Origin of the sequence: Marivirga salinae (assembly GCF_030503855.1) — a bacterium.
Lineage (GTDB): Bacteria > Bacteroidota > Bacteroidia > Cytophagales > Cyclobacteriaceae > Marivirga > Marivirga salinarum.
Genome location: NZ_CP129971.1, coordinates 2634427 through 2660485, shown reverse-complemented (window position 1 = coordinate 2660485; position 26059 = coordinate 2634427). Strand labels below are relative to the sequence as shown.

The window sequence follows — 26059 nt, the reverse complement described above, 5'->3', positions numbered from 1 at the left end:
ATGGAAGTTAAAGAACCACAATTACGAATTTATACGCCAAATAACCACAATAATGAAATCCTTAAGAGTAAAGAAAAAATAGATGTTATTTCCCTTTTTTCGGGTTGTGGTGGTATGGATTTAGGATTCCATCAAGCAGGTTTCAATATTAAGTGGGCAAATGATATTGAAAAAAGAGCTTGTGAGACGTATGCTAAAAATCTTGGAAACCATATAGTTTGTGATGATATAACCAAGATAGACTACTCAACAATTCCCGATGCGGATTTAATTCTTGGAGGATTTCCATGTCAGGATTTTTCGATGATTTGGAAACGAGGTGGAATAAGTACTGATAGGGGGAATCTTTATAGAAATTTCGTAGAAATTGTTTCTCAAAAGCAACCGCTAATGTTTGTTGCTGAGAACGTAAAAGGGATTCTTACTGCAAATAAAAAACAGGCAATAAAGCAAATAATTAAGGATTTTTCAGAGACTGGAGATTATGGTTATAATACAACTGCACATTTAATAAATTTTGCAGAGTATGGAGTAGCCCAATTACGTCAAAGAGTCTTAATTATTGGAGTAAGAAAAGATTTAGATACATTTTTCGACATACCAGCTCCTATAAGAAGTGCCGACAATTATCTGTCTTCAAAAGAAGCTTTGGAAGGTGTGGAAAAAGTAATGCATAATAATGAACATCAAAACATTCAATCTAATACAATAGAAAAGCTTAAATTAATTCCCCCAGGAGGAAATTTCACTGATATTCCAAAAAACTCACCGCATTATGTTAAGGGGATGATTTCTCACGTTTATAGAAGACTTCATCCAAGCAAACCATCAACGACCATAATAGCAGCTGGCGGTGGCGGTACTTGGGGGTATCATTATGATGAACCTAGACCATTAACAAACCGAGAAAGAGCAAGACTTTTTGGCTATCCTGACGATTTTGTATTTGAAGGTACAATAACAGAAGTCAGAAAGCAAATTGGAAACTCTGTTCCACCATCAGGAATCTTACCCTTTGCAAAGCATATCAAAATATTTTTAGAAAGTATAAAGGCTAATGTACACTAATCTCCAAAAACACGGTGGAGAATTTCGAAATATATTAGATAAGGAATTTACCACCTCAAATAATGTAACTATAGCTTCAGGTTATGCATCACTTGATGTCATAAGTGCATTTGAAAAACCATTCATTGAAATTGCTAAAAAAGGTGGTACTTCTCGATTGCTTTTAGGCATGGCTTTTTACGAAGGCTTAAGTCAGAAAAAATTAGATGCCGTTACAAAACTGCATAATGAGTTAAAGCCCTACGGTAATAATTCAGGTGTTTTCGTAACGAATGGCAGAAGATATCATGGAAAGGTTTATCAATTTGACAAAGAAAACGTTTCAAATATATACGTTGGTTCTTCTAATTTCTCTTCAAGTGGAACGAAGGGAAATATTGAATGTACAGTTCCAATATTAAATGATAATCAGAAAGTTGATTTAGTTGCCTTTTTAAATGATTTGTATTCGCCATCATACTCAATTTCGATAGATAAGGCTGAAATTACTGTTCCTGGTAAAAAGAAAATTGTATTAGACAAGGTTAAAAGACTTTGGTCAAATTTAAAAAGTTATGATACTAGTAAAGTTTCATTGGTTGGGCTTCCGAAATTTATATTTCCGCTAAAAAGAGTTGCCGAAAAAGAAAAATCAAATCTAAATGTATATTTTGGAAAAGGTAGGTGGAGCCGTTCTACTGGTAAAATAAAGCCAAGACCGTGGTATGAAATAGAGTTAATAGCAAGTAATGACTTGAATTCACAAGCCTTCTATCCAAAAGGTGATTTTTTAGCGTATACGGATGACGGTCTAATAATCCCAATGAGAACGCAAGGTGATTATTATAAAAATATTCGTTCTAAAGATAGCTTGCAAATTTTTGGTATCTGGTTAAAAGGAAAATTAGAAAAAAGCGGAGTACTAAAAAAATACGAACCTGTAACGTTGGAAACACTTCAAGAATATGGAAATGATAAACTTACTTTCTACAAATTCGAAGAAGGAAAATATTATTTGGAATTTTAAGTATATGCTTGGAACCGAAATTTTATAAAATTCTCCCTGAAATGGAAATATTATAAAAATGTTTATCTTTCTTATCAATGAAAGTCATGTTGAACTAAAAATAACGAAGGCACAACATCACCTAAGAAAACATGGGGCGGTAGTGGTTTTTTGCGGTTTCGCCTTCTATGTTACTTCTTTTCATCATGAATGAAAAGCACTTCGACAGGCCCCACGTTTCTTAGCCTAATCGTTAGGGTTAACTAATTTCAACCTTTAATCTCATTTTACAAATGTCAGATTTTTCAATTGCACTTGTAAGACAAAAAGAAAAGAACGAAAAATTAGGTAGGTTAAGCTCTGTAATCACTGTGATATCTATCCTTCTTTTAATCATTCTATTACTAAGAGTATTACCAGCAGAAGGTGATTGGGAATATGATGGTATGGGATTTTTACAAAAGTGGAAATGGGAATCACTTATAATTTTTCTTGTAGCAATTAGCGGAATCCTTATATCAAAAATCAATAAGAAAAAAGAATTTGGGAAGTTGATATTTATGAATGATAGGATTTTAGAAAATTGGAATAATAGATCTATAATAATAGAAGTCAAAGACATTAAGTCTATAAATTATAGGTTTATCGATATCTCTGTGGATGATGAAGATGAATCAAGAGAGAAGCATTGGATAACCATTAAATTGGATAGCCAATCAAAAGAAATATATGAGGAAATATTAATAAGTGACGACCAGATTGAATTCATAAAAGAATTAAACAAATATAAAAATCATGGAGTCGAAGTTGAAATAGAACCGATTTAGTAAACAGATACTAACCCTAACATTTGCTAAAAATGCATTTGCTTACTGCTTCTAGCAAAGTAAAGAGGTACATTGCCACAAAGCCAAACCGGTGTTTTTATTTAGATTTTTAAAAAGCACTCAGTATCTTTCTCTTCATTTCTCTTTCAATAATTGTGGTTATGGTTTGGCTTCGCTACTTTAGTATTTCATCAGCGAAGTGTAGCAAACGCATTTTAGCTTCACGTTGTCAATAATAATCATTCTATTACGTAAATCATGAATGGAAAAAACTTGGGCTTCTGGAGCAATTGAACTTTTAAAGCATGCAGATGATCATATTTCGAAAGGTGAGGCTTTTGACCAAAGAATAGCTTTTATCAGTATTGATAATTCGGTTGAAACTGCAATTCGAACTTTCATAAATATACCCTTTAGCTTATCTGGTGTTAAATTTTCTTTTAAAGAAAAAGAGGATGCTGGGAACTCCTTTCCAAGAATGCTAAACCTTGTAATAGATAAAGCAAGCGATAAGGTATCTAATATCGAATTATCTGATGTCGAGTTTTACCATAGACTTAGAAATCAATTATACCACGATGGAACTGGTTTGAGTGTTGATAAAAATCACCTTGAAGCGTATCGAACTATCGCAGAATTATTACTCAGAAATTTATTCCAAATCGAAATTAGCTATTCAACTTCTGACAACTCTCTTTCAACACTTATCCTTTCTTGGGAAGAAATTAATAAACTAATAAGGCAATTATTAGAGGCTAATGACATAGATTTTAGCGCTACTTTTAAATGGGAAGAAGCTTTTAAAAGAGGTGTACTTACAAAACATCAATTCTCTTTATACCAAAAACTTAGTGTGATCCGAAATGAACAAGTTCATGCAACATCAGGCGAAATAGAGTCTAATAGAATTAAATATGGAATCGAAATTGCGTCCGAACTAAGAAAACTCCTTGAGCCAGACACCAAAAAAATTATTTATAGTTATTTTTTAGAGCACCCTACTCAGGCTTTTTCAGCACGAGGAATAGGTTATATCTTCCAGATATCTAAAAAATACGCTATTGATATTTTGGAATCACTCGAAAATGATGAGAAAATCAATTCTGGTACTGAAGAAGACACAGGGTTGAAGCTATTTCAGGTTAAACATTCAAATACATAAAATACTATTGACAACATTCTGTCATAAATCATGGCTGTTAGCAGGTTATTGTTCCTTCAGCTCTTTGTAGACAGCCCGTCAATCCGCACGATTGACTTATTGGTGTGAAGATAATTTAATAAGCCAATCCTGCGGATTGCCTCGGTAGTTAATTGAAATTTTTATACTTTTAATCAGCCACGAATTTATACAGTGGCGTTGGCAGTAATTTAAATAATGGCACCAGTTACAATACTAATCACTTTTATCCTTTTCGGCTTATCTGCTCTTTGCTTTTGGCTACCTTTTAAGAATGGCCATAAAAAATTAGGGTCAGTGGTAGGCATACTTTTAAGTCTGATAATTATTTGGAGCTTTATTGAGCATTTGGACTTTCTTGTTCTTTTCATTTGGCCACTAATAATTGCATTTCAAATTATTTTCCTAACCTATTGGACATTTAGAAACTTTGGGAAACATAAGACTGGAGTAATCTTAGCTGTAGCTTTATTAGTTGTTCTAATCCTAACCATATTGCAACCTTGGATAGTGGACTGGACATTCAGTAAAAAAGAGGCGAAGGAAATGCTATCATGGCATGGAATAGAACTTCAAGACGATTTTGAAATAATTGAAAATGAAAGCGGTGGCTTTACAGATTATGTGCAAACTTTCACATTAGAATTATCTAAATCTGATTTCACTCGAATTGCAGAGGATATTAGGACTTCCAAAAACTTTAAAGGATTTATTTCAAATTCAGCAAAAGAATGGCCTTCTGCTGATTACAGATTAAATGACACCGTTGACTACGAGACTTCAGGTTTTGTCAAAAGAGAATATTATACCAATGTGAAAAAAGAAGATGGGACATTTCATTTTTATATAGACCTTATAAAAAGCGAAAGCGAATTAAGGTATTTTGCGATAAATGAATAAACACTACTGCCAACATTCTGTATAAATCATGGCTGTTCAGTAGGTTATTGGTCCTTTGGCTCTTCGTAGATAGTCCGTCAATCCGCACCTTAGATTTACGATATTGTATTATAATAAGAAAGGAGGTAGAATAGTAAACCAGTCAATCCGCTAGATAAAATCTAGAATCCTTATAGGTACTATTCTATTTTTTAAGTACTCAAAACCTCAATAAGAATATTAGTCTCGACTATTAAGGTCATTAGGAGTGTACTTAATCCCTTTATGTTTCATCCTTAAAAGTAAATCTATGAATTATTCTAATTTTATTGGTATTGATATTAGCAAAGCTAAAATTGACATTACTACTTTAAACACAGATGGTGAACTCAATCACTCAGTTTGTAAAAACAACTCTAAAAGTATTATTGTACATTTAAAGTCACTTAAAAGAAATGGCTTTGATATTGAAAACAGCTTGGTTTGTGCAGAGTTTACCGGACTTTATATTTTCTCCTTAGTTGAAGCTTGTAAAGCTATGGCTATTGATCTGTGGATTGAAAATGCTGCTCAGATCAAACACCGTTCGGGTATCTCTAGATCTAAAAATGATAAAATTGATTCTGAAAAAATAGCCATTTATGCTTTCCGATTTAAAGACTTAGTGAAATTATATAATAGAGATGATGAAGTTATTGAAGAACTCAAATTTTTATTAAATGAAAGAGATTTAATCTTAACAGACAAAACTAAATACACTGCTCAAATCAAAGATCAAAAAGGACATGTCCCTGACTCTTTCTACAAAAACAAAGTCAAACGATATAAGGCTATTATTAAAACGCTGGTCTTGCAGCTTAAATCCATACAGGATCAGATTGATCACCTCATAACTGACGATGATAATCTAAAGCATCAGTTTAATCTATCTACCTCAATAACTGGAATAGGAACACAAGCAGCAATACAAACTATTGTGGCTACCAGAGGATTTAAAGACTTTTCAGACCCAAGAAAGTTCGCTTGTCACGCTGGTGTAGCTCCTTTTCAATTTATGTCTGGTAGCAGTTTAAAAACCAAAGCAAGAGTTTCTAAACGTGCTAATAAAAAATTAAAGCAAGTCTTTCATATGGCAGCCCTTTCAGCCATCCAGGTTGATGGGGAATTAAGAGATTACTACACTAGAAAAGTGGAAGAGGGAAAAAATAAAATGCTAGTTTTAAATGCGGTTCGGTCTAAACTCATTCATCGATTATTTGCGGTTATTCGTAACAATAAAAAATATGACAAAAACTACCTGAACTCTCTTGCTTTATCCATAAGATAAGGATTGACTTATTGGTGAAAAGTAATTTAATAAGCCAATCCTTCGGATTGCCTCGGTAGTTTATTGAAATTTTTATACTTTTAATCAGCCACGAATTTATACAGTGGCGTTGGGCGTCATTTTGAGGTGCAACTAAATTCACAGAAGTAATAAAAATGGAAAGGTTTTCAATGAAAAATATTTTAATAATTTTAGTATCAATACTTGTTGTTTCTTGTCAAAATACAAAGCCAAAAGAAAACATAGAATATTCTGACCTAATCAAAAAAATTGATTCAATTTCTGTAAACAATGGTTTTAATGGAGTTATACTTGTTACAAAAGACACAACTACGATTTATTCAAAAGCTTTTGGTTATTCTGATTTAGAAAACAAGACTCCTATGAATATGGAGAACCAGTTTGTAATAGGTTCAATAAGTAAACAGATAACAGCAGTTTTAGTATTGAGAGAATACGAAAAAGGAAATTTAAAACTAGATGATAAAATCATTCAGTACTTACCTGATATAAAACAGTCTTGGGCTAATGAAGTAACAATCCATCATTTATTAGTTCATACACACGGAATTGTAGACTTGAATAAACCGTTGGAATTTGAATTAGGTTCTCAGTTTCATTATTCTCAGTTTGGATATGAATTATTGTCTCAAATATTAGAAAAAATTACAGGAAAAACATTTAATGAATTATCAACCGAATGTTTTGCTGAATATGGATTGAAAAACACTTATCATCCTGATAATAAAAATTATAAAAGTCTTGTAAAAGGATACGAAGAAACGGAGAATGGAAAATTGGAGTTTGTGACAAATAGTTTAGAAAATTATGTAGCAGCAGGTGCTTTTATCTCAAATGCAAAAGATTTGAGCAAATGGAATAAGATGCTTTATTCTGGAAAACTGATAAATGAAAAGACTTTGATATTAATGGAAACAAGATATGCCACGAGACTTCATCCGATATTTGACAAAATAGAATATGGATATGGATTGCTTTTCAAAGACGGTGAAAATAATACACAAATAGGAGCGTTTGGATATGCACCAGGTTTTGTGTCAGCTTGTTATCATTATCCGCAGACCAATATGAATCTAATTGTACTTGAAAATACTGCAAGAAAATTGGATAATTTTAAAGAAACATTTCATGTACACACAGAATTGATGGAATTAATAAAAAAACGAACGCCCAACAATGTATATACAAAATAGGCGAAATAGTAGTAATTTCAAGGGTTGTAGCCCGCTTCAACTTCTCAACGGGTTGATAGGTTTGAAGCACGCAATCGCCTACTTTGCATATACTTACCGTTGTGCGGCATTTAGGTACGTTAAAGGGACATGCTTTACAAAGTTAAAGGGACATAGTTTACACTTTTAAGAATAGTAAATTGAGTAAAAACTCAAATTGCTATGCCTTGGAAGAACACAACAACTATGGAACAGAAAATTGAATTTATCTGCGAATGGCGTACTAATAAGTACACCATTACCGAACTTTGCAAAGCTTTTGAAATATCCAGGCCAACAGCCTACAAGCTGATTGACCGCTATGAAAAGCAAGGCATTGAAGGACTTAGAGAACGGGCTAAGAAGCCGATTAATCACCCCAACAGAACCAAAGAAAAAGTCGAGCAATACATACTCGATTTAAAAAAAAGGCATTCAAAATGGGGCGCTAAGAAAATACATCGATTGTTGTTTAACCACTGTAGCCCAGAGGACATTCCATCAGTGGTTACCGTACACAACATCCTCTCTAAAAACGGCTTGGTTTGTCCTCAAAAAAGGCTGCGAAGAGTAAAGCCTATCTATCCTATTTTTGACCCTAAATCCTGCAACGAAGTATGGTCGGCTGACTACAAAGGGAAGTTCGTCATGGGCAACAGAAAGTACTGTCATCCACTCACCATTGCAGACTCAAAAAGTCGCTTTGTCTTCACTGCTAAAGCACACTACCGAGAGACCTTTAAAGACGCTAAATTGGAGTTTACAAGGGTTTTTAACAAATATGGACTGCCTAGGCAAATCCATACTGATAACGGTGGGCCCTTCGGATCAGTCAGTGCTATCCAACGCTTTACAAGACTCTCCTACTGGTTCATTGAGCTGGGTATTTTACCAGTGTTTTCAGATCCGGCTCACCCTGAACAAAACGGACGACATGAACGCATGCACAGAGACTTAAAGGCAGCTTGTGCACTTCCTTCTGCCTACGATCTAAAGTCTCAACAGAGGAGTCTAAACAAGTTTGTCGAGGAATATAATTATGTGAGGCCACATGAAGCACTGGGTATGGAAACACCTGCTAGTATGCATCAATTTTCATCCAGAGAATATCCCAGTAGAATCCCCAGATATGACTATCCAACACATATGAAAGTCATGAATGTATACACCAATGGATATGTCAGATGGAGGTCTAACTACTGGGTTTTTATATCACGCGGAGCTGAGAGAAAACAAGTAGCCGCTGAAGAACAAGGAAATGGTATTTGGAAGGTATTCTATAGAAACGTATTTTTAGGATACTTTAATGAAAATGATCTAAGAAAGAAGAAAACACAAACAAGGTTAAGCGCTATTTTAGTGTAAAGGATGTCCCTTTAACTTTGTAAACTATCTGCCTTAACGAACAAACTTCTTGCAATTGATTCGTATTTGGTGTATATTTACATCAAATTATTAATTATGGCACGTCAAAGTATATCATTTACCAAACCAAATGACGAGTGGCTAAAATCACAAGTCGACAGTCAAGAGTATTCTAGTAAAAGCGAATTAGTGAATGACTTAATCCGACAAGCAAGAAACCAACAGAAGGAAATTGACTGGATTAAAGCAAAACTCGAGAAAGCTGAGAAAAGTGGTTTTACAAATGCTACTAAAGAGCAGATTTTAGCACAATCAAAGTCTGATTTACATGGCTGAATATAGACTGAGCAACGAAGCCAAAAATGACCTTATCAGAATACATCAATATGGAGTTGAAAAATTTGGAGACATACAAGCTGATAACTATTTCTATACCTTTTTTGAATACTTTGAAATGATAGCCGAGAGACCTTTTTCATACCAGTCGGTCGACTACATAAAAGAAGGATATAGACGTTGTGTTTGCGGGGCTGATAGCATCTACTTTAGAGTCAATGACAAGGTTGTAGAGATTATGGCAATCGTTGGTCGACAGGATATTACTGGAGCAATAAAATAAAGTTGCCAACATTTGCTAAAAACGCATTTGCTTACTGCTTCTAGCAAATTGAAGTGGTAGAATCGCCACAAAGCCAAACTGATGATTTCATTTAGATTTAAAAAAAGCACTCAGTATGTTTTTCTTCATTTCTCTTTCAATAATTGTGGTTATGGTTTGGCTTCGCTACTTTAGTATTTCATCAGCGAAGTGCAGCAAACGCATTTTAGCTTCGCGTTGTATGCAATTCCTTATATAGCTAACTCATTGCCATATTAATTAATATCGAATTAGTGGAATTTAAAGGAATAATTGAAGAAGATCATATCAAGATGATAATTCTATTATTATTTACTATAATTTTGATCAAAAATTAGTCATAATATAAATAAGCCTAAGTAGTAATGATTATTGCGATAATAAGTGGACTAATTTTAATTGTCATAATTACAATAATTCTTTTTAAGAACAGACCGCTTAAAGGAATATTAATATCAGTTAGTTTAATCGTTATTCTAACCGCAGGTGGTTTGTATTTTTTAAAATACTTTATTAGTTCGTTTGCTCCACCCAAAGTGACAATTAGTAAAAATGATATAGTCACAAATAGAGAATTTAATAATGGAGTAACAATAGAAAAGATTAATGTCGATTCAATCGGGGACGAAGGCTACCCAATTAAATACACCACCATCCATACAGTTTCTTGCAATATTCGAAACCCTTCAAATAAACCTCCAAACCCTCCATCAAAAATTGAATTTTATGAACCTGGTAATTACTCTTGGGATGAAGACACCATCAAAGTAAAACATATTCACAAAGGTTTTTCAAGGCAGTCAGAGAGTTCCTCTGATAAATTGTGGTGGCTAAATAAATATGGGAAGTATCCTATTTGCCCATTAAAATTTGAATCTGAACAATGGTACTTTTTTAGTATTGGAGACCGAAGAGTTACTGGTATTTTTTTTTATATTGACAAAAAGGGGATAGAACATCAATATTTTCTTGAAAGTGGTGTATCACCAATTTGAAAAACAGTATAGACTATAGGCATAATAATATTAAAAGTATCATGAGAAATCAATCTTTGAAGACCTGATATGACCAAAATGCACACAACACTAGCTATGAATGAATGGGGTTTCATCAGTCAGGAAAGTTTGGTGATACTTGGAAAGTCCGCCACAATTAGTAAATTTATTAAAAAACAATAGGCTATTGTGGCTTGGACTAATTAGCAAACAGAGTGCTTTCTATGCCCCACTCATCATAGCCTAAGCGTTGTTAAGCATGGGCGAACGAAGAAATAAGAAATTTCGTACCTTTGAATATGGAATGGAGAAAACACATAATAGCTGATGAAACTGTACTACTTGGGAAGCCTACAGTAAAAGGAACTCGCGTATCTGTTGAGCATATCATTGGACTCCTTGCTCAAGGATGGACAGAAAAACAAATTCTTGAAAATTATCCTCGAATGAATCAGGAATCACTTCAAGCTGTTTTTTCTTACATCCAAGAATGCTTAAAGGACGGACTTTTATACACTAATCCTTAAATTCACCCAACTTGAAGTATCTAGCTAATGAGAATGTGCCATTCTCCAGTATCACCTATCTCAAATCAAAAGGTTACGACATTATGGCGATTGGAGTTGACGACCCTAGTATTACGGATGAACAGGTTATGCAGATTGCTATTGATGAGAACAGGACTATTATTACTTATGACAGCGATTATGGTGAATTAATATTCAAGCATGGATACAAACCGCAGGCAGGCGTCATTTTCATCAGGACTCAGCCAACTGAACCATTAGAGACAGCAAAGATTTTAGAAGAGCTCCTTACTAAAAAAGCTATTTCATTTGAACACAATTTGACTGTTATCGATTCCAACACGATTAGACAGAAAAAATATTAACGCTTACCAACAATTGCTCAAAATGCATTTGCTTACTGCTTCTAGCAAAGAGAAGAGGTGCAATCGCCACAAAGCCAAACTGATGATTTTATTTAGATTTAGGACAGGCATTCAGCATGTTTGTTTTCTTTTTTCTTTCAATAATTGTGGTTATGGTTTGGCTTCGCTACTTTAGTATTTCATCAGCCAAGTGTAGCAAACGCATTTTAGCTTGGCGTTATGTGTAAACACTCTACCATGAAAATTTTATTTTTAATTCAAATCTTATCATTAATAACTGTTTCTTCGATATATAGTCAAGACTATTATCCTCTTGAAGTAGGAAATAATTGGAATTTCAAAATACCAGGAGGAGATTCCTACAGTACACAAGTTCTTGAGGATTTTTACAATTATCATGGTAGGAAATACTATCAAGTTGAAGTTAAATACTCTTGGGGAACAACGGAAATTAATTACAAAAGGAAAGATAAGGATGGAAATGAAGTATACTTAAACACTAAAACCGGAACCGAATCTATTAATATCCCTTCAAAGTTGGTAGAAGATTACTCATGGTTTAGCAAAGACAAAAGTTGGAAATATAAGATTATTGAACTAAATCAAATATTGAAAACTCCTGTCAAAACTTATGAAAATTGCTTGGTTATAAAAGCAGAACAAATTAATTATCAAGACCTGAATAAATTTCAAGTTTATTATAATTACTATGTGGCAGGGATTGGTTTTGTAGGAAGCAAGGATGAATATGGGCTCATTTCATATCTTTCAAGTTATGAATTAAACTAAAACACATAACAATATATAAAAACCCATTTGCTCACCACCTTGTAGATAACTGATTGCTAAATAGCCCGTAATTTATGCTAGCTTTTCATAGCTGGCAACCAAGGATAATGCTTTGGCAAACTCTGAAGCCTAATTATTCTAAGTTTTTGCAATTAATGAAATGTATCAGTTTGTGGAGAAAGCATAAATTACTACTTTCAGTATTTCATAGCCTAGTATAGCAAACGGGTATACAGGCGTTACCAGCAATATGTCCGCAATAATCATATGAAGAAATACTTTTTTATTGTCTTAATCATTCCATTCATCTCCTGTCAGCCAAGAGGAAATGATCAAAAAGAGGTGACTCTAAATGATTCCTTAACCAATCAATTTCAAAATATCTACGACAACGGAAACTTGCATGGATTTTCCATTTCACTAATGAATGAAAAGGAAGCGATCTATCAGCAGGCGTTTGGTTATTCCGATGTAGCAAATGGAAAAAAATATAAACTAACCACAAGACAACCAATTGCCTCTATTTCCAAAACTTTAGTTGGGATTTCTTTATTAAAAGCCCAAGAGCTGGGGAAACTAAATTTGGATGATCCAATTAATAAATATCTTCCTTTTTCAATTAACAATCCATTTTATCCTGACATAGAAATAACCATTAGACAATTAGCTAATCACACCTCAACTATTTTGGATACTGACCTTTACGATGAATCCAGCTATTTTTTGAAGAATGATAAGCATTTGAAATCATCCTCTCCAATAAAAATATATGAATACTTCAATTCACCAAGAGAAGCAGTACCCATTAAAGATTTCATAAAAAACATGCTCTATACGGAGAAAGACAATTGTTGCCGTGATGTTTTTTTAAATGAAAAACCTGGAACTACTTATCAATACTCAAATGGAGCAACAGTTCTAGCTGCAGTAATTTTGGAAATAGCTACGAATCAGTCTTTTCAAGAATTCACAGCTAAGTATATTTTCAAGCCGCTGGAAATGAACCAATCATCTTGGAATACAGATAGTACTAACACAAAGTTATATCATGATGGTGACACAATATATGCTGATTACTTAGGTCTCGATTATCCAGCTGGGGGCTTAGTGACTAATTCAAAAGACCTGTCAAAGTATCTGCAGGAACTGATTAATGGATACTCAGGAAATGGCAACGTACTTTCTAATAGAAGCTACTTAGAATTATTTAATAAAAGCTTTGCTGATAAGTTTTCTAAAGAGTCTTTTCCAGAAGATGAAAATGTGTTTATGAATATAAAATATGATAAGGGTGTTTATATGGGAATAGCACCACAAGGCTATATAGGTCATACAGGGTCTGACCCTGGGACAACCACCTTTATGTTCTTTAATAAGAATACAAATAAGGGTTTTGCGTTAATTATCAACAGAACCATTTGGTGGCAATATGAAGAAGCTCTCAAAGACCTCTGGACAATAATGGATATCTTAGAACATCAAACCTCCTTAGTAAAATAGAAAGCTGGTAACATTCTGTATAAATCATGGCTGTCAGTAGGTTATTGTTCCTTTGGCTCTTTGTAGATAACCTGCCAATCCGCAGATTTGACTTATTAGTAAGAGTTAATTTAATAAGCTTATCCTGCGGATTGCCTCGGTAGTTAACTGAAATTTTTATACTTTTAATCAGCCACGAATTTATACAGTGGCGTTAGCTGTAATTATGACAGAAGCTAGTCTTCAATAAAAACATTACAATGAAAGAATATAAATTTTGCCAAAGCTGTGGTTTCCCACTTAAAAAAGACAAAAAAGGTGGTGGAACGGAAAAAGATGGTTCCATCAGTAAAAAATATTGTTCCATGTGCTATGAAAATGGAGTGTTTTTAACTCCCCCTGAAATAGACACCGCCAAAAAAATGCAAAAGTTTTGTATACAAGAAATGAAGAAAGACGGAATGAATGGTTTCTTTGCTTGGTTGGCTACAAGGTCAATTCCAAATCTCGAAAGATGGAAACAGTAATGTATACCACATCTCTTCCTAAGAAGTATATTCAAAATTAAATCTCAAAAAATAAATGAACAATCAACAAATCATAGACTGGTTATTGGAAGGAGATATATCCATACAATATCAGGCATGGCGTGATTTGTTGGGAAGTGATAACAAGAAACTTCAAGACAGGATCGCTATTGAAGGATGGGGCTCAAAATTTCTATCAAAGCAGCATTCAAATGGACATTGGGGTGATAGATTTTATCAACCAAAATGGATTTCTACCCACTACACTTTACTTGACCTTCGCAATTTAAATCTACCCACTAATAATGAAGTTGTGAAACAGACTATTGATTTGGTTCTACAAAATGATAAAGCAGAAGATGGTGGTATTTGTTTAGGACCAAGCACGATTCAACGTAGTGATGTATGTGTAAATGGCATGTTCTTGAATTATGCTTCATACTTTATGACGTCTGAAATGAAACTTCATTCCATTGTTGACAGTATTCTGGCTGAGATAATGCCTGATGGAGGTTTTAATTGTCGAACAACAAGAAGTGGGGCCAGACACAGCTCACTACATTCCACTATCTCTGTTCTCGAAGGGTTCACAGAATTTCAGAAAGCAGGCTATAACTATAGAAAGAAAGAAATATCTGATGCCATAAAAACAGGTATTGAATTTATCCTGATGCACCGACTTTTTTTATCAGACAGAACCGGTCAAATAATTGACAAAAAGTTTCTTAGGTTGACTTATCCCTGTAGGTGGCGGTATGACATTCTTCGAGCTATGGATTATTTTCAATATGCGGAAGTAGAATGGGACAACAGGATGACAGAAGCAATCACTTATTTGAATAAAAAGCAAAATAAAGACGGAACATGGAATGTGCAAGCTGCTCATTCTGGACAAATTCATTTTATAATGGAAAAAGCGGGCAAACCAAGCAGATGGAACACACTAAGAATGTTACGAATAAAAAAATACTTAGGAATTGAATAACTACAGCTAACAGGCATTTGGCTCCATTACATTAACAGCCTTTTTATATGCAAATAAAAGAAGAACTTAGAAGAATTATAGTAGCTGCACCTAATCTTCCGTTTCAAATGATGGGAACAATCGCTTTGCTAGTTGGTGTCGTGATCTTTACGTTTAAAGGAATAGAGGGACTTAATGCGCAGTGGGAAAAGGGAACCGCAACACCAAAAAAACATTCGCAAATTCAAGAACGAATCCGGGAAAAAGAGCCTGATTATTTTTTTAAAATTTACTATCTCTTTACGGTGGCTAATCAAAAATATGAAGCTAAGCAAGAGTTTAGTGCCAGAGATCATATGGAAGCACAAAGAATATTGGATCAAAAAATGTCCGAAAAAAATTTAAGCATATGGTATTCACCCCATAATCCAAATAAGACAACATTCTCTGAGGAACAGACAAACTATATACTGCATTTCATTTTTATTGGTTTTTTCATATTAATTCTAGCTTATTTTAGATGGTTGTTTCTTAAATATTATGAATTAGAAATTGAAAAATGACGTAGCCTAACAATTGCTAAAAATGCATTTGCTAACTGCTTCTAGCTAAGAGAAGAGGTATATCGCCACAAAGCCAAACTGAAGATTTCATTTAGATTTAGGACAAGCATTCAGCATGATTCACTTCTTTTCTCTTTCAATAATTGTGGATATGGTTTGGCTTCGCTACTTTAGTATTTCATCAGCGAAGTGTAGCAAATGCATTTTAGGTTCGCGTTTTACACAATAGCCAAGAAAGCACTCCATATTAAAAATTAATGACAGCATGAAAATATTTCTGATTACAGTGCTTTTATTGAGTTCATCTATACAACTAGTTGCACAGGAAAATAAATTTGTCCCCAGTAGAAAATATTCACCTGACAGTTTAAAGAGTTGGACAACAAGTACAATGGATGGAATCAGTGAAAAACATCCTGGATTCTATAGATACACAACCAAAGAAAGGTTTGACTTCTTAATAGATTCAACAAAACAAAGTATAAATGATTCACTGACAGAGTTACAGTACTATAGAAAACTGAAACCATTGTTTGCTCAAATAGGGTGTTTACATACTGGAATTTCACTCTCAAAAGAATATCAAGTCTATTTGGACAAAACAAACACACTCCTACCCCTTGAAGTATTTATTGATTTGCAGAATAGTAAAGTCTTAATTTCAAAGAACTACTCAGCGAATGAACATATACCAATTGGCGGAGAAATCACATCAATTAATGAAGTTTCAATTTCTAGTATTTTAAAAAAAATACTAAGTTCAATTCCATCAGATGGCTATAATCAAACTGAAAAAAATCTGCTGCTCAATCATAGGTTTTCGTTTTGGTATCAGTCCATAATTGATGCCTCAACTGTATTTAATGTTGGCATTAAAACAAACGGAAATAACAATATTTATGAACTGAAAGGCATTTCTAAAGATAAATTTCCTTCATTCGAATCATTAGAAAAAAACTACAAAAAACCGTTAGAATTTGAGATTACAAATGGAGTTGGTTTACTAAAAATTCATACTTTTTCAAAATCATCGATCAAAGAAGCTGGACAAAACTTTCAAAAAGTTACTAAAGATGTTTTTGAAACGCTTAAGCAGCAAAATGTTGAAAATTTAGTAGTTGATTTAAGATATAATACTGGGGGAACTGATGGAAATGCTGCTTTACTTGCATCTTATTTCTTTGATCAGCCATTTAGATATTGGGATAAAATTGAAGTAACAGAGGCAGTAGCAAAAGAGATTAAAGGAATGAACAGGCTTTTTTATAATAAGACTGTAGAGGTTAATGGCTCTTTTCATTGGAGAAAAACTTGGTTCACCAAAGAGTTTGACTATTATGAAACTCAACAATCAGCAAGTAATAATTTTAAAGGAAAGACTTATATAATTACAAACGGCCTATGTATGTCTTCTTGTTCAGATTTTGTAGCGATACTGTCACATAATAACAAAGCAATTATTGTAGGACAAGAGACAGGTGGTGGTTATCAAGGCAATACAAGTGGTATGATGCCAGAAGCGACAATACCAACTGGACTTATTGTTACTATTCCTTTGCAGAAGTACACAAATGCAGTTGATTTAACAAAAAACTTTGGACACGGAACTATCCCTGATTATGAAATAGTGCAGACATTTGACAATTGGGTTCACAAGAAAGATGTGGAGTTAGATTTTACATTTGACTTAATTAAACGAAAGTAAAATAAACCAAATGTACATAACATTGTATATGCATCATTCGGTTTTAAGTGCTAAAAATGTTGTTTTGCTTCTAAGAAACTTTGCGATTGCGGAAAGTAAATCGCTCCGAAATCCCACACTATGATTAAACCTAACGTTAATATCAAGTAATCGAACCTATGAGAAAACTATTTTTATATTCAATTATTTTCAATCTCTTTAGTATTTCAATTTATAGCCAGAGCCAACCAGAGAATCTCTATAAATGCACGCCTTGCAATTTAAGGTGTGATACTCTTAGATATGAAAAAGCAGGCATATGCACTTATTGTAAAATGGATCTTATTCTTGATAAGGAAATATCTCCACAAACAACCTTTCAAAACTTACAGGATTACGAAGGGAAATATGAATATCACGAGAATACAAGCTTGTCCTTTATAGCTTCAGAAATGGATACTACACTATATGCAATAATAGATCAAGCCAAGTATCCATTAAAATACATAGCAGTAGATACCTTTGCCAACAACCAAAATATTCCTGTTACTTTTCAGCGAGACAAAACTGGAAAGATAAAAAGTTATAGAGTGGAAGGAGATCGCTTCTCTTATATTAGCTCCGACTTTGAAAGAATGGAAATGTATCCCCGAAAGGAATTGTGGAATAACTCAAAAGCATATGTATATAGTATTCCTGACAGGAATATTGACGGACTCGAAGTTGGTGATTTAAAAGATGTGTTTAAAAATACTCAACCTATTATTGATATGGTAAAGGAAACAATAAAGGGAAGTTATCCTGATGTGCATAGTATTTTGATTTATAAAGAAGAAAAATTAGTGCTTGAGGAATATTTTTACGGATACGCAAAAGACAAACCTCATCAACTAAGGTCAGCCACTAAGCCTTTTATTGGCTCACTTTTGGGCATAGCGATAGAAAAAGGTATGATAGGAAGCGAGCAAGACAACCTTTTACCTTACTTTAATAAGCAGTATGATTCTATTGCAAATCTTGACAACAGAAAAAGAGAGATCACAATTGAAAACTTCCTGACTTACCGCCACGGGATGGATTGCGAAAACAACAATCCAGAAAGTAGAGGAAGTGAGCAAAGAATGATGGAAAGTAAAGATTGGGTAAAATATACTCTTGATTTACCGATGGTTCAATCTCCAGGTGAAACATCCTCCTACTGCACTGGCTGTCCTCTTACTCTTGGTCGTGTAGTTGAAATTGCCTCGAACGAAAAATTGGAAAACTTTGCTGAAAAGCATCTCTTTTCTCCTTTAGGAATTACTAATTACAAGTGGCGGTTTGCCCCTGACCCATCAAGTAAAACCAATTTCAGCCAGATGTATATCACTCCCAGAGATCTTTTAAAGCTAGCGAAGGTCTATAAGGACAAAGGGCTTTGGCGAGGCCAACAAATTCTTCCAGAAAAATGGATAGAAAAATCATTTGATACCGAAGACGGAGATTACGGATATTTGTGGGAGCATAAATATTTCGTAATAGATGGTCATCGTTATGACTCCTATATGGCTTCAGGAAACGGAGGACAAAAGATTAATATCTGGCCTGAATTAAATATGATTACAGTTTTTACAGGGGGAAATTATAATTCATATGCTTTGTATGGGAAAAGCACTCCACCTAATGAAATGATTCCAAAATATATATTGAAAGCATTGGAGTAAAGTTGTTCAAAGTACTTACTTTATATGTGAATAATCTTTTTTACATTTTTCATCATCTATTAAATGAAAGGTTTATGTTAGGTGGTGTTAATACTGGTTTCTTGTTCCTAATAAATTTATTGCGAGCATAATGGTAGTATTAAAAGGTTGACATTAAAGGTTTTAATAATTCTAAAAAAATACAATGTGGTTCTTCGATACATTACGGCTACAATCAACACCAATTGTTATATTGCTTAAACAATTGAGGTTATTAATAAATGTAACCAGTTAAATAAGTCAAGGTAAAATACCCATTATATGGACAGAATGATTACATGGCTGTTTATTAAATTCCACACAGAGCTTCTGTTTTTAATTACATTTTTTCTCATAAAAATTTGCTTAAATGCTGGCAACTTTAAACAGTTTGTATTGCGGCAGATAACTGTACGACTATGGTTTTGTATAATTATTTCGGTGATAGGTAGTTCGACTGTTACTTTTGCCCAGACAGATTCCACAGGAGCAAAAGGAAGTATTGCTAAGCAGAAACCATTCTTCTCAATTGGCATAGGCATGCAGCATGGTTTTATTTTCGCACATTCTGTAGATGTGCAAAATACAAGTGGGGCGCGTCCAACCGGAATAGAAACCATATTTAGTTGGCAGCGCAACGATTCTACCTCCTTTGCCCTTTGCCACTGCTACCCTAGGCAGGGACTGTTGCTGTCTTATTACGATTATGATGTTGAATTATTGGGCAAGAGTGTCACTGCAGCTTATTTTCTGGAACCTACATACAAGATAAGTAAGCGATTGCTTTTCTCCATGAAAGGCGCTGCAGGACTATCCTACTTAAACAATCCTTTTGACAGCATCGACAATCCTGGAAACCAATCATATAGTACTAATATGAGCGCTTATTTATCAATTGGCGTGGGTATTTGGATAAAATTATCGGAAAAGTGGTGGCTAAACCCCAGTGTAAACTACCAACACATTTCTAATGGAGGCATTCGTCAACCAAATAAAGGGATTAACTGGCCTACTGCTGGCATTTCAATTAATTATCAACCTAATACTCGCCCTTGGTATACCGGAACACAAACCAATGAAAAATACTGGAGAAATTACACTGCCCGATATGATATAACTTTATTAACCTCCATGAGTCGCGGTTACAACCAAGCTGGTAATCGCCAAAGATACTTGGCTGGTGGACTTGCTATTCAAGCTGGGAAACAAGTGGGTAGGCTGAGCATGCTTACTATGGGAGCTGAATTCTATTACGATGATAAACTGCAATACAGACTTCGCAAAGAAGAGCTTGACGCCAGCCCTGTGAAAGCAGGACTACTGCTGGGGCATGAGTTTTTACTAGGCCGGTTTCAGTTTAGTCAGCGCTTGGGCGTGTATGTATTTGACCAAACCCCTTATTACGACCGCATATTCCATAGATGGGGAATTAAATATCGGATAAACCGTCACTTTAGTACGGGTATTAATCTGCTAGCTCACCGTCAAGTAGCAGAATTTGTGGATTTTCGACTGACTTATACCTTTCAAAAGCAGTATGAATAGGATAGATTAGAATGCATTATTTTAGTATTTCCCTATCACAAGCATTATATCATATCTCCTAAAAAGTGGGAATAATATAAAACTTAATGAAAATGATGTAAGATTTTAGTTACTAATGAATTATATCTTTGATTATTTAATAGCTGTACCTAAATATTTATTTAATACTGGTCAGTAAAAGATATGATTATGAGTGAGAAAGTAGCGGTAGAGAAAAAGAAGATAAAGAAACTTGTTGAGCTAAACGAAGAGTTAGAAAACTACTTTAGGAACACGATCATTCCGCAATTATTTGTGGATGCTGATTTAATTCTAAGGAAGTTCAGTCCGCCAGCAAACACGCACTTTAAGTTAGCAGAAAATCATATTGGAATATCGATAATTGATATCCCAGCGTTGTCACAACTTGACGGATTAATAGAGGTCATAAAGGAAGTAATAGCCACAAACATTGACTTTGAAGATGAAATTCAAACACCGGACAAACGTTGGTTTCAGATGAATATACTTCCATACATCATTAAGAAAAAAGATGTCACTAATGGTGTTGTTATCACTTTTGTTGATATCACTGGCCGGATAAATGATAAGAAAATTATTGAAAGGATTAATGCTGACCATGAAACTTTCATCTATTCGGTTACTCATGATTTAAAAGGCCCTGTGTCAAATGTGATCTCTCTGGTTGACTTATTAAACCATTCGCATGGTGATGAACTTACAGAAGAGATCCAGGAATATTTGAAAATGATTAAAAATTCAGCCTATTCTTTAAAAGAGATCATCAGTGAATTAACCCATATTGCTAAAGTTGGAACTGAGATGAGCGATCAGGCTGCCACTGTTAATATTGAACAAATTTTGGAGGATGTAAAGCTAACTTTGAAAAATCAGATATATCAATCGCATGCTAAGATTACTACCAATATTATTGTTCCCGAAATTCAGTTTTCAAAAAAGAACCTAAGAAGCATTCTCTATAATTTAATCTTCAATGCCATCAAATTTTCTAAAAATGGCACTACCCCTGAAATATTCATCAAAACTGAAGAATCCGGAGAGTATAGCCTACTTTCTGTTAAGGATAATGGAGTAGGTATTGAGCCAGAAAAGAAAGAAGAAATATTCTCAAAGTTTACCCGCTTGAAACCACATATAGAAGGAACTGGCTTGGGTTTATTTATTATTAACAAAATGGTGACTAACCAAGGTGGAAAAATAGAAGTAGAAAGCGAGGTAGACAACTATACTACTTTTAACATTTATTTAAAGCAAGGTTGATAGTCCTTTTAAAAAATTATTAACCACAGCAAACATATCAAATTTCAATAATCCGTCTATCCCCTACTCTACTTAATCACATTTGATATTACCCCCAGATAATAATGTGTGAATCATATAAATCTCTATAACAATCATGTAAGGTTTTCTTTGTGATTCAACTGTAAATTAGATTCTTAATTAATAAGCACTATCAGTTTTAAAAATTTCCCAAAATCTAATATCAGAAAAATGCAAAATCAAAAAATAAAAGCCGCACCCGTTAAATCATCTCAACTATTAAAATTATTTGAAGATCAATTAAAAGACATTTATTGGGCTGAAAAAGCATTAACCAAAGCTATTCCCAAGATGGTGGATAATGCAACTTCAAAAGATTTGAAAGAAGCACTTAAAAGCCATCTGGAAGAAACGGAAAACCAAATCAACAGATTAGAGCAGGTTTTTGAATCTATTGATAAAAAAGCTACTGCCAAAAAATGTGATGCAATGGAAGGTTTAATTAAAGAAGCGGATGAAATAATGGAATCATGTGACGAAGGATCAATGTGTGATGCTGGAATAATTATAGCAGGACAAAAAGTAGAGCATTACGAAATAGCTACATATGGAACTCTTCGCCAATTTGCTGAAATTTTAGGCTTAACTGAGGCAGTTTCTTTACTTGAAGCTACACTTACTGCGGATGAACATCTATCGGTAATTGCTGAAGCAATAAATATTGAAGCAGCAATAGGAGAAGATTAATCCCCTAATAAATCAATACAAATACACATGAAGTATATTCTTTATATCGTGGCAGTAGTGATGATCATTATTTGGGTAATAGGTTTTTTTGTGTATAGCATTGGAGCAATTATTCACTTACTGCTAGTAGTAGCATTAGTATCACTCCTGATAAAGGTTTTTTCAGGAAACAAATCAATATAATTTAATTAAGAACCAGTAAATCAGCTTCATTAGCTTTCATTTTATAGCTTAATGAGGCCTAAACAAAATCAATTATGAGCAAAGGTAGAGCAGTATTAGGAATGTTAGTAGGTGTTGCCGCTGGCACAATAGTCGGTATTTTATTAGCACCAGAAAAAGGAGCCATAACCCGAAAACAAATCAAAGGCAAAAGCGATGATTATTTAGACGAATTAAAATCAAAATTTGATGAATTCTCTGATCTAGTTTCCAAAAAAATTGACACCACTAAAAATGATGTCCAATATTTAGCGGGAAAAGGAAAAGCGAAAGCAGATAACTTCAAAAAAGATTTGAAAAATGCAGCAGCAGATGTTGAACATTCTGGATATTAATTTTTGATTTATCCATTTTATAATACTTAAAAATTAGATTATGAACGACAATGCAACACCCCTAGAAACACTTCTAAAGCAGGCGGAAGACTACAGTAAAACATCAATCGAATTTTTTAAATTATCAGCAATTGATAAATCGGCTGATATGGCTTCAACCTTGGTTTCTAGAATTGTAGTTTTTATAATAGTTGCATTGTCGCTTGTAATCTTAAATATTGGCTTGGCTTTATGGATCGGTAAACAATTGGGCGAAACATTCTATGGCTTTTTTGTTATGGGGGCTTTCTATGCAGTGCTTGCAGTACCCATTCATATATTTCGAAACGAGCTAATTAAAATTCCAATCAGTAACACCTTGATTAAGCAATTGCTAAAGAAAAGAAGAATCAAGTAAAATACATAAGGCTCAAAACCATCTCAGTGTATTCAACTTTCTTATAGTTAGCTCCTTCAGTAAAAACATTTCTTACAATTAATCACATTTAAATATAATTAAGATGAAAAATGAAACAGATGCGTTAACTGTAAGAATCAGCCAATTAGAAGAAAAACGTGCTGAAGAATTAAGTATACTGAAGGCACAATTTCAAACTACAAAAGAAAGTTTAGAACCCTTCAATCTTATTAAAAGTACTATAGATAAAGTATCCTCCTCTTCTGAAATTAAAAATAACATTATTGGTAGTGCAATCGGGATTGGAACAGCTGTATTCTCTAAAAAAATATTGATGGGTGGATCTCATAATCCCATCAAAAATATACTTGGCACATTAATTCAATTTGCTATTGGAAATGTTGTTTCTAAAAATGCAAACGAAATGAAATCTAAAGTTGGAAGATTTATACATTTCTTCATGAAACGTAGAAGAAAAGCCGTAATTGAGGTACAAGAGGCCAATGTTCAAAATATGGATGAATTAACCGAATACGGTAACGAGAAAAAAATCTTCCGAAATTAAAATTCAGTTTTGAAAAATTTGCTAAATCATAGCTAGGCATATGCGGACATTCACTTTAATATTATGCATCATTTTACTTATAGCTACAGGCTTGCCCATGATCAACACCGATGAATGGTGGATTAGAATATTTGATTTCCCAAGAATCCAGATTGCTGTTTTAATTATAATAGCTATAATTCTGGCCTATTTTTTTGTAGATTTTAAATGGATTTACAAATTACCACTATTAATTATCCTTATAATTACCCTAATCTATCAGTTACAGTTTATAATCATATATACTCCTCTTTACAAATCTCAAGCAAAGAACAGTAACCAACCAATTTCTGAATGCAGCCTTACATTAATGGTTTCAAATGTATTGATGAACAATAAAGAAAAAGAGCGTTTCCATTCGCTAGTAAATAAAGTTAATCCTGATATTCTTTTAATAAATGAACCCAACCAAGAGTGGGCAAATTCTATCAAAAAACTTGAAGATGATTTTCCGTATTCCATTAAATGCCCCCAAGAAAATACTTATGGAATGATACTGCTATCAAAACTTCAGCTGACTGAAAGCTCCGTAAATTTTTTGGTTCAAAAAGATATCCCTTCAATTTTCACAAAAATCACCTTAGCATCAGGAATCATTATAGATTTTTATGGCGTTCACCCAGAACCCCCAAAACCAGGATCTGACACTTATGAAAGAGATACTGAATTACTAATTATTGGTAAAAGAATACAAAAATCAAATAATCCCACCATAGTGGCAGGTGATCTAAATGATGTAGGCTGGTCTGATACTTCAGAGCTCTTTAGGGAATATAGTGGGTTAGTTGATCCTCGGGAAGGCAGAGGATTATACAGTACATTTAGCGTTCATTTACCATTACTGAGGTATCCAATAGATCATATTTTCTATACAAATGATTTTGGATTAATATCCTTACAAAAACTTGAAGATATAGGATCAGACCATTTTCCAATTTCGATAACTTTAAATTACGAGCCAAAAACTGATAATAACGCAATGGGAGCAAATAGCTTCTATGAAAAAGCTTTTGTTGGGGAGAAATTAGAACTGTGATTAAGAGATTAAAAAAACAAGAGCTAGGAATGAAAATAGCTTTAAATCACACATCATTAATATAATGAGATGGAAAATATTTGGTTTAACAGTTGGGATAATATATTAAGTGTAATTTATGTAACTCCATTAGCCTATTTTGCTATGGTGATTTCATTAAGAATTTCCGGTAAAAGAACCTTATCAAAAATGAATGCTTTTGATTTTGTGGTAACCATTGCTTTAGGCTCAATTCTCGCTAGCGTTACACTTAATCAAAAAATACCACTTGCCGATGGGATCACCGCTGTCATAGTTTTTATTGGACTTCAGTTTTTATTCACCTGGCTGTCTGTTAGGGTGAAAGCTTTTAAAACCTTAATCACCAGTAAGCCCTCTCTTATTTTCTATAATGGCGATTTTCATTATAGTGCAATGAAAAAAGAAAGAATAACTGTTGAGGAAGTTTATAGCGCTGCTCGACAAAAAGGCTATTCAACATTAGATGAAATCGATATTATGATTTTAGAAACAACTGGTGATATATCAATTATTAAAAAAATAAAAAAACAAAAAGAAACTACTTTTAGGGATGTTGATATGGAGCCATAAAAGAATTAAATCACAAAATTGAGTACTTTATAAATTTTCAACCTTCATGCTTGAGCTGGCTTAAATAACATTTATATCCCAATAGCCTTTCTCCTCCCCTATTCATACACTAAAAATTTTAAAACGCTTCAATACATCTTAAAAAAACATAAAATCTAAGCCTTTTGTCATTTTATAATTCATCACA

General features: G+C 33.7%; 29 protein-coding genes. All 29 read left to right on the top strand.

Annotated elements, in window-relative coordinates:
* The 29 genes from QYS49_RS11235 to QYS49_RS11095 all read left to right on the top strand — a co-directional run bounded on the left by QYS49_RS11235 (position 1) and on the right by QYS49_RS11095 (position 25872).
* Positions 1–1068 (top strand): DNA cytosine methyltransferase, encoded by a 1068-nt coding sequence (locus QYS49_RS11235; RefSeq protein WP_308347330.1) that lies wholly within the window; start codon positions 1–3, stop codon positions 1066–1068.
* The gene (locus QYS49_RS11230) at positions 1058–2074 is read left to right on the top strand and encodes a restriction endonuclease PLD domain-containing protein (RefSeq protein WP_308347329.1); all 1017 of its coding nucleotides are present in this window, start codon (positions 1058–1060) and stop codon (positions 2072–2074) included. Before QYS49_RS11235 ends, QYS49_RS11230 begins: the two co-directional genes overlap by 11 nt.
* 272 nt (positions 2075–2346) lie before the next feature.
* Positions 2347–2880, top strand: coding sequence for a hypothetical protein (locus tag QYS49_RS11225; protein ID WP_308347328.1), 534 nt, complete (start codon positions 2347–2349; stop codon positions 2878–2880).
* A gap of 262 nt (positions 2881–3142) precedes the next feature.
* Positions 3143–4042 (top strand): hypothetical protein, encoded by a 900-nt coding sequence (locus QYS49_RS11220; protein WP_308347327.1) that lies wholly within the window; start codon positions 3143–3145, stop codon positions 4040–4042.
* A 216-nt stretch (positions 4043–4258) separates the two neighbouring features.
* On the top strand, positions 4259–4960 hold the full coding sequence (locus tag QYS49_RS11215) for a hypothetical protein (RefSeq protein WP_308347326.1): 702 nt from the start codon (positions 4259–4261) through the stop codon (positions 4958–4960).
* A gap of 289 nt (positions 4961–5249) precedes the next feature.
* Entirely contained in the window at positions 5250–6266 is a 1017-nt protein-coding gene (locus QYS49_RS11210) for a transposase (protein ID WP_308347325.1), read from the top strand.
* 170 nt (positions 6267–6436) lie between these two features.
* Positions 6437–7480 (top strand): serine hydrolase domain-containing protein, encoded by a 1044-nt coding sequence (locus tag QYS49_RS11205; protein ID WP_308347324.1) that lies wholly within the window; start codon positions 6437–6439, stop codon positions 7478–7480.
* A gap of 225 nt (positions 7481–7705) precedes the next feature.
* The gene (locus QYS49_RS11200; protein WP_308347323.1) at positions 7706–8863 is read left to right on the top strand and encodes an integrase core domain-containing protein; all 1158 of its coding nucleotides are present in this window, start codon (positions 7706–7708) and stop codon (positions 8861–8863) included.
* A gap of 96 nt (positions 8864–8959) precedes the next feature.
* Positions 8960–9199 carry a ribbon-helix-helix domain-containing protein gene (locus tag QYS49_RS11195; RefSeq protein WP_308347322.1) on the top strand — a complete coding sequence of 80 codons (240 nt, stop codon included), beginning with the start codon at positions 8960–8962 and terminating at the stop codon, positions 9197–9199.
* On the top strand, positions 9192–9482 hold the full coding sequence (locus QYS49_RS11190; RefSeq protein WP_308347321.1) for a type II toxin-antitoxin system RelE/ParE family toxin: 291 nt from the start codon (positions 9192–9194) through the stop codon (positions 9480–9482). Before QYS49_RS11195 ends, QYS49_RS11190 begins: the two co-directional genes overlap by 8 nt.
* A gap of 383 nt (positions 9483–9865) precedes the next feature.
* Positions 9866–10495 carry a hypothetical protein gene (locus QYS49_RS11185; protein WP_308347320.1) on the top strand — a complete coding sequence of 210 codons (630 nt, stop codon included), beginning with the start codon at positions 9866–9868 and terminating at the stop codon, positions 10493–10495.
* 299 nt (positions 10496–10794) lie between these two features.
* Positions 10795–11022, top strand: a complete 228-nt coding sequence (locus QYS49_RS11180) for a DUF433 domain-containing protein (RefSeq protein ID WP_308347319.1) — start codon at positions 10795–10797, stop codon at positions 11020–11022.
* Between the two features lie 11 nt (positions 11023–11033).
* Positions 11034–11387 carry a DUF5615 family PIN-like protein gene (locus QYS49_RS11175; RefSeq protein ID WP_308347318.1) on the top strand — a complete coding sequence of 118 codons (354 nt, stop codon included), beginning with the start codon at positions 11034–11036 and terminating at the stop codon, positions 11385–11387.
* A 237-nt stretch (positions 11388–11624) separates the two neighbouring features.
* Positions 11625–12176 carry a hypothetical protein gene (locus QYS49_RS11170; RefSeq protein WP_308347317.1) on the top strand — a complete coding sequence of 184 codons (552 nt, stop codon included), beginning with the start codon at positions 11625–11627 and terminating at the stop codon, positions 12174–12176.
* 267 nt (positions 12177–12443) lie between these two features.
* The gene (locus QYS49_RS11165) at positions 12444–13676 is read left to right on the top strand and encodes a serine hydrolase domain-containing protein (protein ID WP_308347316.1); all 1233 of its coding nucleotides are present in this window, start codon (positions 12444–12446) and stop codon (positions 13674–13676) included.
* A gap of 239 nt (positions 13677–13915) precedes the next feature.
* On the top strand, positions 13916–14182 hold the full coding sequence (locus QYS49_RS11160; RefSeq protein WP_308347315.1) for a zinc ribbon domain-containing protein: 267 nt from the start codon (positions 13916–13918) through the stop codon (positions 14180–14182).
* A 55-nt stretch (positions 14183–14237) separates the two neighbouring features.
* A complete protein-coding gene (locus QYS49_RS11155; protein WP_308347314.1) occupies positions 14238–15167 on the top strand; it encodes a hypothetical protein in 930 nt (309 codons plus the stop codon).
* Positions 15168–15214: 47 nt separating this feature from the next.
* Complete coding sequence (locus tag QYS49_RS11150) at positions 15215–15709, top strand: DUF3592 domain-containing protein (RefSeq protein WP_308347313.1); 495 nt, start codon at positions 15215–15217, stop codon at positions 15707–15709.
* A gap of 265 nt (positions 15710–15974) precedes the next feature.
* A complete protein-coding gene (locus QYS49_RS11145; RefSeq protein ID WP_308347312.1) occupies positions 15975–17414 on the top strand; it encodes a S41 family peptidase in 1440 nt (479 codons plus the stop codon).
* A 314-nt stretch (positions 17415–17728) separates the two neighbouring features.
* Positions 17729–19096: a serine hydrolase domain-containing protein gene (locus QYS49_RS11140; RefSeq protein ID WP_308347311.1), complete on the top strand. Its 1368-nt coding sequence runs from the start codon at positions 17729–17731 to the stop codon at positions 19094–19096.
* Positions 19097–19555: 459 nt separating this feature from the next.
* Complete coding sequence (locus tag QYS49_RS11135; RefSeq protein ID WP_308347310.1) at positions 19556–20659, top strand: acyloxyacyl hydrolase; 1104 nt, start codon at positions 19556–19558, stop codon at positions 20657–20659.
* Between the two features lie 189 nt (positions 20660–20848).
* Positions 20849–21940 (top strand): sensor histidine kinase, encoded by a 1092-nt coding sequence (locus QYS49_RS11130; RefSeq protein WP_308347309.1) that lies wholly within the window; start codon positions 20849–20851, stop codon positions 21938–21940.
* 231 nt (positions 21941–22171) lie between these two features.
* Positions 22172–22687: a YciE/YciF ferroxidase family protein gene (locus QYS49_RS11125; protein WP_308347308.1), complete on the top strand. Its 516-nt coding sequence runs from the start codon at positions 22172–22174 to the stop codon at positions 22685–22687.
* A 27-nt stretch (positions 22688–22714) separates the two neighbouring features.
* On the top strand, positions 22715–22870 hold the full coding sequence (locus QYS49_RS11120; RefSeq protein WP_308347307.1) for a lmo0937 family membrane protein: 156 nt from the start codon (positions 22715–22717) through the stop codon (positions 22868–22870).
* A gap of 74 nt (positions 22871–22944) precedes the next feature.
* Entirely contained in the window at positions 22945–23244 is a 300-nt protein-coding gene (locus QYS49_RS11115) for a YtxH domain-containing protein (protein WP_308347306.1), read from the top strand.
* A 40-nt stretch (positions 23245–23284) separates the two neighbouring features.
* On the top strand, positions 23285–23641 hold the full coding sequence (locus QYS49_RS11110; protein WP_308347305.1) for a hypothetical protein: 357 nt from the start codon (positions 23285–23287) through the stop codon (positions 23639–23641).
* Between the two features lie 103 nt (positions 23642–23744).
* Positions 23745–24206, top strand: a complete 462-nt coding sequence (locus QYS49_RS11105; RefSeq protein ID WP_308347304.1) for a hypothetical protein — start codon at positions 23745–23747, stop codon at positions 24204–24206.
* Positions 24207–24573: 367 nt separating this feature from the next.
* Positions 24574–25281 carry an endonuclease/exonuclease/phosphatase family protein gene (locus tag QYS49_RS11100; RefSeq protein WP_308347303.1) on the top strand — a complete coding sequence of 236 codons (708 nt, stop codon included), beginning with the start codon at positions 24574–24576 and terminating at the stop codon, positions 25279–25281.
* 69 nt (positions 25282–25350) lie between these two features.
* Complete coding sequence (locus tag QYS49_RS11095) at positions 25351–25872, top strand: DUF421 domain-containing protein (protein ID WP_308347302.1); 522 nt, start codon at positions 25351–25353, stop codon at positions 25870–25872.
* Positions 25873–26059: the final 187 nt, after the last annotated feature.

What these genes read in the sequence shown, in the direction of transcription:
- QYS49_RS11190 (WP_308347321.1), top strand. Translation starts at nt 9,192, where the DNA reads ATGGCTGAATATAGACTGAGCAACGAAGCCAAAAATGACCTTATCAGA.
- QYS49_RS11155 (WP_308347314.1), top strand. Translation starts at nt 14,238, where the DNA reads ATGAACAATCAACAAATCATAGACTGGTTATTGGAAGGAGATATATCC.
- QYS49_RS11110 (WP_308347305.1), top strand. Translation starts at nt 23,285, where the DNA reads ATGAACGACAATGCAACACCCCTAGAAACACTTCTAAAGCAGGCGGAA.
- QYS49_RS11095 (WP_308347302.1), top strand. Translation starts at nt 25,351, where the DNA reads ATGGAAAATATTTGGTTTAACAGTTGGGATAATATATTAAGTGTAATT.
- QYS49_RS11105 (WP_308347304.1), top strand. Translation starts at nt 23,745, where the DNA reads ATGAAAAATGAAACAGATGCGTTAACTGTAAGAATCAGCCAATTAGAA.
- QYS49_RS11205 (WP_308347324.1), top strand. Translation starts at nt 6,437, where the DNA reads ATGAAAAATATTTTAATAATTTTAGTATCAATACTTGTTGTTTCTTGT.
- QYS49_RS11210 (WP_308347325.1), top strand. Translation starts at nt 5,250, where the DNA reads ATGAATTATTCTAATTTTATTGGTATTGATATTAGCAAAGCTAAAATT.
- QYS49_RS11130 (WP_308347309.1), top strand. Translation starts at nt 20,849, where the DNA reads ATGAGTGAGAAAGTAGCGGTAGAGAAAAAGAAGATAAAGAAACTTGTT.
- QYS49_RS11230 (WP_308347329.1), top strand. Translation starts at nt 1,058, where the DNA reads ATGTACACTAATCTCCAAAAACACGGTGGAGAATTTCGAAATATATTA.
- QYS49_RS11165 (WP_308347316.1), top strand. Translation starts at nt 12,444, where the DNA reads ATGAAGAAATACTTTTTTATTGTCTTAATCATTCCATTCATCTCCTGT.
- QYS49_RS11140 (WP_308347311.1), top strand. Translation starts at nt 17,729, where the DNA reads ATGGATCTTATTCTTGATAAGGAAATATCTCCACAAACAACCTTTCAA.
- QYS49_RS11180 (WP_308347319.1), top strand. Translation starts at nt 10,795, where the DNA reads ATGGAATGGAGAAAACACATAATAGCTGATGAAACTGTACTACTTGGG.
- QYS49_RS11100 (WP_308347303.1), top strand. Translation starts at nt 24,574, where the DNA reads ATGAACAATAAAGAAAAAGAGCGTTTCCATTCGCTAGTAAATAAAGTT.
- QYS49_RS11200 (WP_308347323.1), top strand. Translation starts at nt 7,706, where the DNA reads ATGGAACAGAAAATTGAATTTATCTGCGAATGGCGTACTAATAAGTAC.
- QYS49_RS11235 (WP_308347330.1), top strand. Translation starts at nt 1, where the DNA reads ATGGAAGTTAAAGAACCACAATTACGAATTTATACGCCAAATAACCAC.
- QYS49_RS11225 (WP_308347328.1), top strand. Translation starts at nt 2,347, where the DNA reads ATGTCAGATTTTTCAATTGCACTTGTAAGACAAAAAGAAAAGAACGAA.
- QYS49_RS11170 (WP_308347317.1), top strand. Translation starts at nt 11,625, where the DNA reads ATGAAAATTTTATTTTTAATTCAAATCTTATCATTAATAACTGTTTCT.
- QYS49_RS11145 (WP_308347312.1), top strand. Translation starts at nt 15,975, where the DNA reads ATGAAAATATTTCTGATTACAGTGCTTTTATTGAGTTCATCTATACAA.
- QYS49_RS11150 (WP_308347313.1), top strand. Translation starts at nt 15,215, where the DNA reads ATGCAAATAAAAGAAGAACTTAGAAGAATTATAGTAGCTGCACCTAAT.
- QYS49_RS11115 (WP_308347306.1), top strand. Translation starts at nt 22,945, where the DNA reads ATGAGCAAAGGTAGAGCAGTATTAGGAATGTTAGTAGGTGTTGCCGCT.
- QYS49_RS11125 (WP_308347308.1), top strand. Translation starts at nt 22,172, where the DNA reads ATGCAAAATCAAAAAATAAAAGCCGCACCCGTTAAATCATCTCAACTA.
- QYS49_RS11160 (WP_308347315.1), top strand. Translation starts at nt 13,916, where the DNA reads ATGAAAGAATATAAATTTTGCCAAAGCTGTGGTTTCCCACTTAAAAAA.
- QYS49_RS11195 (WP_308347322.1), top strand. Translation starts at nt 8,960, where the DNA reads ATGGCACGTCAAAGTATATCATTTACCAAACCAAATGACGAGTGGCTA.
- QYS49_RS11120 (WP_308347307.1), top strand. Translation starts at nt 22,715, where the DNA reads ATGAAGTATATTCTTTATATCGTGGCAGTAGTGATGATCATTATTTGG.
- QYS49_RS11185 (WP_308347320.1), top strand. Translation starts at nt 9,866, where the DNA reads ATGATTATTGCGATAATAAGTGGACTAATTTTAATTGTCATAATTACA.
- QYS49_RS11215 (WP_308347326.1), top strand. Translation starts at nt 4,259, where the DNA reads ATGGCACCAGTTACAATACTAATCACTTTTATCCTTTTCGGCTTATCT.
- QYS49_RS11220 (WP_308347327.1), top strand. Translation starts at nt 3,143, where the DNA reads ATGGAAAAAACTTGGGCTTCTGGAGCAATTGAACTTTTAAAGCATGCA.